7 protein-coding genes and 1 pseudogene are annotated in these 5240 nt (G+C 63.5%); 5 read left to right on the top strand and 3 right to left on the bottom strand.

What is annotated here, in order from left to right; genetic code table 11:
- From EN993_RS30820 to moaB, 5 genes are all read left to right on the top strand, one after another.
- A partial coding sequence (locus tag EN993_RS30820) for a methyltransferase (protein ID WP_127265658.1) occupies positions 1-525 on the top strand: 525 nt, incomplete at its 5' end.
- 79 nt (positions 526-604) lie between these two features.
- Positions 605-1468, top strand: a complete 864-nt coding sequence (locus EN993_RS30825) for a S49 family peptidase (protein ID WP_127265659.1) — start codon at positions 605-607, stop codon at positions 1466-1468.
- A 138-nt stretch (positions 1469-1606) separates the two neighbouring features.
- The gene (locus EN993_RS30830; RefSeq protein ID WP_056581167.1) at positions 1607-1792 is read left to right on the top strand and encodes a hypothetical protein; all 186 of its coding nucleotides are present in this window, start codon (positions 1607-1609) and stop codon (positions 1790-1792) included.
- Between the two features lie 20 nt (positions 1793-1812).
- Complete coding sequence (locus tag EN993_RS30835) at positions 1813-2712, top strand: 4-(cytidine 5'-diphospho)-2-C-methyl-D-erythritol kinase (protein WP_127265660.1); 900 nt, start codon at positions 1813-1815, stop codon at positions 2710-2712.
- Positions 2699-3253, top strand: coding sequence for a molybdenum cofactor biosynthesis protein B (gene moaB / locus EN993_RS30840; protein ID WP_127265661.1), 555 nt, complete (start codon positions 2699-2701; stop codon positions 3251-3253). Before EN993_RS30835 ends, moaB begins: the two co-directional genes overlap by 14 nt.
- Before the next feature lie 190 nt (positions 3254-3443).
- On the opposite strand, the gene EN993_RS30845 is transcribed toward moaB, so the two are convergent.
- The 3 genes and pseudogenes from EN993_RS30845 to EN993_RS30855 form a co-directional block, all read right to left on the bottom strand.
- Entirely contained in the window at positions 3444-3788 is a 345-nt protein-coding gene (locus tag EN993_RS30845) for a hypothetical protein (protein ID WP_127265662.1), read from the bottom strand.
- A 54-nt stretch (positions 3789-3842) separates the two neighbouring features.
- Positions 3843-4817 carry a hypothetical protein gene (locus tag EN993_RS30850; protein WP_127265663.1) on the bottom strand — a complete coding sequence of 325 codons (975 nt, stop codon included), beginning with the start codon at positions 4815-4817 and terminating at the stop codon, positions 3843-3845.
- 144 nt (positions 4818-4961) lie between these two features.
- A pseudogene (locus tag EN993_RS30855) lies at positions 4962-5240 on the bottom strand (glycosyl transferase family 2); the annotation flags it as partial.

A 5240-nucleotide genomic window follows, 5' to 3' on the forward strand; every position in this document is an offset into this window, starting at 1 on the left:
GCGGCCACCCTTGCCCACCCCGGCAATGCCCATCTCAGCGATCGCGCCTCTGTGCTCGTCGCCGATGTCACCGTATCGGGCCGGGCGCGGGCGGCCGCCGGCCTCGCCGACAATGATTTCGACTTCGTCATCATGAACCCGCCTTTCAACCCCGCACGGGACCGCGCCACGCCCGATCGCCTCAGAAAAGAAGCCCATGTCATGGAGGACGGGTTGTTCGAGAGCTGGATTCGCAGTGCGGCAGCGGTCGTCAGGCCGCGCGGCGGGCTTGCCGTGATCGCCCGCCCCGAACAGCTCGGCGCCATTCTCGATGCGATCGCAGGGCGCTTCGGCGATGCCGAGATGCTTGCCGTCCACCCTCGCCCCGACGCAGCGGCGATCCGCACTGTCGTCAGGGCAGCGCTCGGGGCGCGGGGAAAGCTTGCCATCCGCCCTCCTTTGATGCTTCACGCGCAATCAGGCAACGGCCCCGATGAGCGCAGCGAAATGATCACCAACGGCCTCGCCTCGCTGTTCGGAGATTGAGCTATTCTGCCCGGCCACATTGCCGTTGGCCGGGAAATCCCTACATGCCTGCAACCCACCGACCGGAGACCGCGCCCTCGTGAAACGACTTATCAACCGCCTGCTGCCGAAATCCTGGCGCTCCACCGTCGTCACCATTCCGGTCATCCGGCTGCACGGCACCATCATGGCCGGCGGTGGCCAGTTCCGACCGAGCCTGTCGCTGGCCTCCACCGCCGGCCTCATCGAGAAGGCGTTCTCCTACGACGCGCCGGCGGTCGCCATCTCGATCAATTCGCCGGGCGGCTCGCCGGTGCAGTCGCGGCTGATCTTCAAGCGCATCCGCGACCTGGCGATGGAAAAGAACAAAAAGGTGCTGGTCTTCGTCGAGGACGTCGCGGCGTCGGGCGGCTACATGATCGCGGTCGCCGGCGACGAGATCTTCGCCGATCCGTCCTCTATTGTCGGTTCGATCGGCGTGGTGTCGGCCTCGTTCGGCTTTCCGGAACTGATGAAGAAGATCGGTGTCGAGCGCCGTGTCCACACTGCCGGCCAGAACAAGGCGGTGCTCGATCCCTTCAAGCCCGAGAAGAAGGAAGACGTCGAACGCCTGAAGGCACTGCAGCTTGAGGTGCACGGCACGTTCATCGATCTCGTCAAGGAGCGGCGCGGCACGAAACTGAAAGATGATCCGGACCTGTTCACCGGCCTGTTCTGGACCGGTATCAAGGGCCTCGAACTCGGCCTGGTCGATGCGCTCGGCGATATGCGCACGGTGCTGAAGACCCGTTTCGGGGCAAAAACCCAGCTTAGGCTGATCACGGCGCCGCGCGGTTTCCTCAGCCGCTTCGGCCTGTTCGGTTCGAGCAAGGGCTTCTCGGTGCCCGATATCGCAGCCGCTGCCGCTAGCGGCGTGATCGATGCGGCGGAAGAGCGCGCGTTGTGGGCACGCTTCGGGCTTTGAAAACCCGGCAAAACCGTCTAGCATGAGAGTTAGAAATCTCATGCATGTCGTTACCCAAACCGGATCCACTTTTGGGCGACATGCATCAACCGACCCGACCGGCCGCCTTCGCCGGCCCAGCGTGGGAGGAGTTTTGGTATGCCGCAGATCATTTTCTTCACCGTCGTTGGCGTCGCCGCCTATTTCGGCTACCGCACCTTCATTAGGGAAGCTGAGCGCGTGACCGCCAAGGTGCGGCGCACCGAAAAGCAGGCGGCCAACGGCGCGATCGGAACGCTGGTCAAGGATCCGAAGACCGGCGAATACCGGCTGGCCAAGGACTGAGCATCATTTCGCATACCATTGTGGACACCGACATCGGGTCGCGTAGCTGGCACGCGCACGCCAAGATCAATCTTGCGCTGCATGTCACCGGCAGGCGCCCCGACGGCTATCATCTGATCGAGAGCCTGGCGGTGTTCACACGGTTTGGCGACAGGGTCGAAATCGTGCTCGCCGACAGCGATGAGTTTGCCATGTCCGGCCGTTACGCCCCGGCCGTTCCTGTCGACGCCAGCAATCTGGTGCTCAGGGCGCGCGATGCCCTGCGACAAGCGGTCGGGCACGAGAGAACACCGCCGGTCGCCATTCGGCTCGAAAAGAACCTGCCGGTCGCCTCCGGCGTCGGCGGCGGTTCGAGCGACGCGGCGACCGTGCTGCGCGGACTGGTGGAGACATGGGCCCTGGACATCGATGGCGCCGAGCTGGCGCGGATCGGCCTCTCGCTTGGCGCCGATGTGCCGATGTGCCTGGCGGCCAGGCCTCTGGTCGCGCGCGGCATTGGGGACGAGCTGTCGATGGTGCCGGATTTTTCGACGCTTGGATTGGTGCTGGTCAATCCAGGCACGCCGGTCTCGACGGCCGAGGTGTTTGCAGCGCTTGCCCATCGCGACAACGCAGCACTGCCGCCGCTGCCGCGCAGCATCGATTTTCACAGCCTGCGCAACTGGCTGGAGATCACCCGCAACGATCTCGAGCCCGCAGCGCTGGCGATGCAGCCCGCCATCGGCAGGGCGCTTTCGTGGCTGAACAAGGCTGGATCGGGTTTTTCACGGATGTCGGGGTCCGGCGCCACCTGCTTCGGCCTGTTCGAGACCGGCAATGTCGCCAAGCGGGCCGCTGCCGAGATCCGCGGCCGCCAGCCCGACTGGTTCGTCGCCGCGACGCGCAGCATCGCATCAGAGGGCGCTGATGGCCAGAATTGACGAGAGCCGTTCCTTCGTTCCCGTGCGCATAGCGGTGCTGACCGTTTCGGACACACGCAGCCTCGCCGACGACAAATCCGGCCAGACGCTGGCCGACCGCATCACCGAGGCCGGCCATATCCTGGCTGCCCGCGATATCGTCACCGACGATCGCGAGAAAATCCGCGACACGGTTCTGGCGTGGTCACGGGACAAGGATATCGATGTCGTGATCACCACCGGCGGCACCGGCTTCACCGGCCGTGACGTGACGCCGGACGCGCTGGAGCCGATCTTCGAAAAGCGCATGGACGGCTTTTCGGAGGTGTTCCACCGCATCTCCTACGACAAGATCGGCACCTCGACGATCCAGAGCCGGGCGACCGGCGGCGTCGTCAACGCCACCTTCGTCTTCGTGCTGCCGGGTTCGCCAGGCGCCTGCAAGGACGCGTGGGACGGCATCCTGAAGGCGCAGCTCGACTACCGACACATGCCGTGCAACTTCGTCGAGATCATGCCGCGCCTGGACGAGCATTTGCGGCGCGGAAAATCGGCTCCGTAAAAGCCGAGGCAAAGCGCCGGTTCCACGCCACGTTTGCCAGGTAAAACAGCACCGGCGCCTTCGAAACCCCATTCCAAACCTGCCCCGAAAAAGTACTCTGCCTGAAGGCGATCATCGCCGACACGACAAGGCAGATACGATGACCGTGCATACTGGCGGATGCCATTGCAGCAACATTCGCCTTGGATTTTCAACCGAGCTCGACCCCTCGCAAATCGAAGTTCGCGCCTGCCAGTGCTCGTTCTGTGTCAGACATGGTTCGCGCGCCGTTGCCGATCCGGACGGCAGACTGATCATCTCGGTCAAGGACGAGGCGCGATTGCGGAGATATCAATTCGGGTTGAGGACGGCCGACTATTTGATCTGCCGCGAGTGCGGCGTCTATGTCGCCGCAATCGACGGAAAGGACGATGCAATCTCCAGAGATGACGATGCAAGGGCAATCGTCATCATCAACGCCCTGAACGACCGGGAGCGGTTCAATCGGGAGCCGGTTCGTGTTGACTTTGACGCCGAAAGCAAAGCGCAGCGCCAAGCCAGGCGTCGCGCTCGCTGGATGCCTGTCGAGTTGGAGCTTCGGATAGTTCCTTCAGCGGATGACCGGCTCGCCATGGAATCGCCGGCGCGACGGCGGCGATACGCCGAAGCCGACTTCCATCATCAGCCGCGGCGTGCGCGCCGGCACGGTGCCCATGTGGAAGCCGAACGGATCCTCGACGAAGCCGAGGCCTGCTTCTCCAGTCAATGTCACCGGGCTCTGCTCACCATAGACATCCAGAACCTCTTGCGCGGGATGGCCAACCAAGAGGGTGAGGTGATGCTTGAGGCTGCGGCGCTTGTGACTGCCTTTGACATAGACATGCGGGCCGGTGTCCGCATCGACCGGCTTGAGATAGAAAAAGAATTTCAGCATGCGCCAGTCGTCGAGGTCGAAATGATACTTGCCGAGCGAGGCGAGATTCTTGTCGGCATCCGAAGCGGCGCCCGTCGGGAAACTCCACCACACCCGCGTCGTGATCAGTTTGGCCTGGCCGCCGAGATAGTGCGCGGCAATGTCCAGAAGCAGCGGATCGCGCTGGATGGCGAGTGCCGCCTGGCAGTCGAGTATGCGCTCGAAAAAATGCCCACTGAGCAGCGAGCGGCCGAAGCGCTTTTCAGCCTCGGCATGTTCGCCCGGCATGAATTCGAGACGGCGGTCGAAATTGCCGAAGCAAGGCGTGCGCCCGGCGAAGTCTGCGATCTCCTCATGGATATCAGGCGGTAGGACCAGGCCCGAAAACAGCCCGTCGGAGCGCAGCGCTTCGACCACGGCTTCCCGTTCGACGCCGGCAAACATCGTGTCCACCGCATTGACGACCGGCTGAGCGCGTTTTGCGCCCAGCCAATGCATGCGGCGTCCAGGCATGGTGCGCGCCAGCATGAACATCGGCAGCCAGGCTGGGTTTTCGCGAAGATCCTTGAGATAGGTCGGAATGCGCACCGCGATGCGCCGCAGCAGGCTGCCGTTGCGCGCAATGGCCTCGAGACTGGCCGCACCGGAATTGTCGGGGGATGAAAGATGCATCGGGTCCTCGGCTATGAGAGCGCCACCGATGCCGCATCGGTGCTCGCCACTCGGCGTGACCCAAACCCATTCACCCGCCGAAATTAGAACTAACCCCGCGTCAGATTTTGTGCAATGCACAATGGAGAGAGCAGCTGCAAAAAATCATGTCGGGGAGCGATGCTTCTGCTTTACCGGCGCTACCCAGATTTCGGCGTCGAGCCGCTTTGTCGCGAGGCCGCGGGCGATGGCCTCGGCGCTGCCGGCACTCTTGGCCGAGGCGGCGGCCTGACGCTTGCTGATCAGCAATCCGTCGGCCAAGGCACGGTTTCCCGAAAAGACACGCGCCAGGAACGGCATACGGCTGCCGCGCGCCCGCGAAAACCGTGCCGCCATGGTTTGCCTGGCCGTATGGTCAACGACCGCATCGATCCAGCCCTCAAC

The organism is Mesorhizobium sp. M7D.F.Ca.US.004.01.2.1, from assembly GCF_003997785.1.
In the GTDB taxonomy this organism is placed as follows: Bacteria; Pseudomonadota; Alphaproteobacteria; order Rhizobiales; family Rhizobiaceae; genus Mesorhizobium; species Mesorhizobium loti.

Excerpts from the sequence above, each read along its gene's own strand:
- EN993_RS30850 (WP_127265663.1), bottom strand. The coding sequence starts at position 4,817 with ATGCATCTTTCATCCCCCGACAATTCCGGTGCGGCCAGTCTCGAGGCC.
- moaB (WP_127265661.1), top strand. The coding sequence starts at position 2,699 with ATGGCCAGAATTGACGAGAGCCGTTCCTTCGTTCCCGTGCGCATAGCG.
- EN993_RS30830 (WP_056581167.1), top strand. The coding sequence starts at position 1,607 with ATGCCGCAGATCATTTTCTTCACCGTCGTTGGCGTCGCCGCCTATTTC.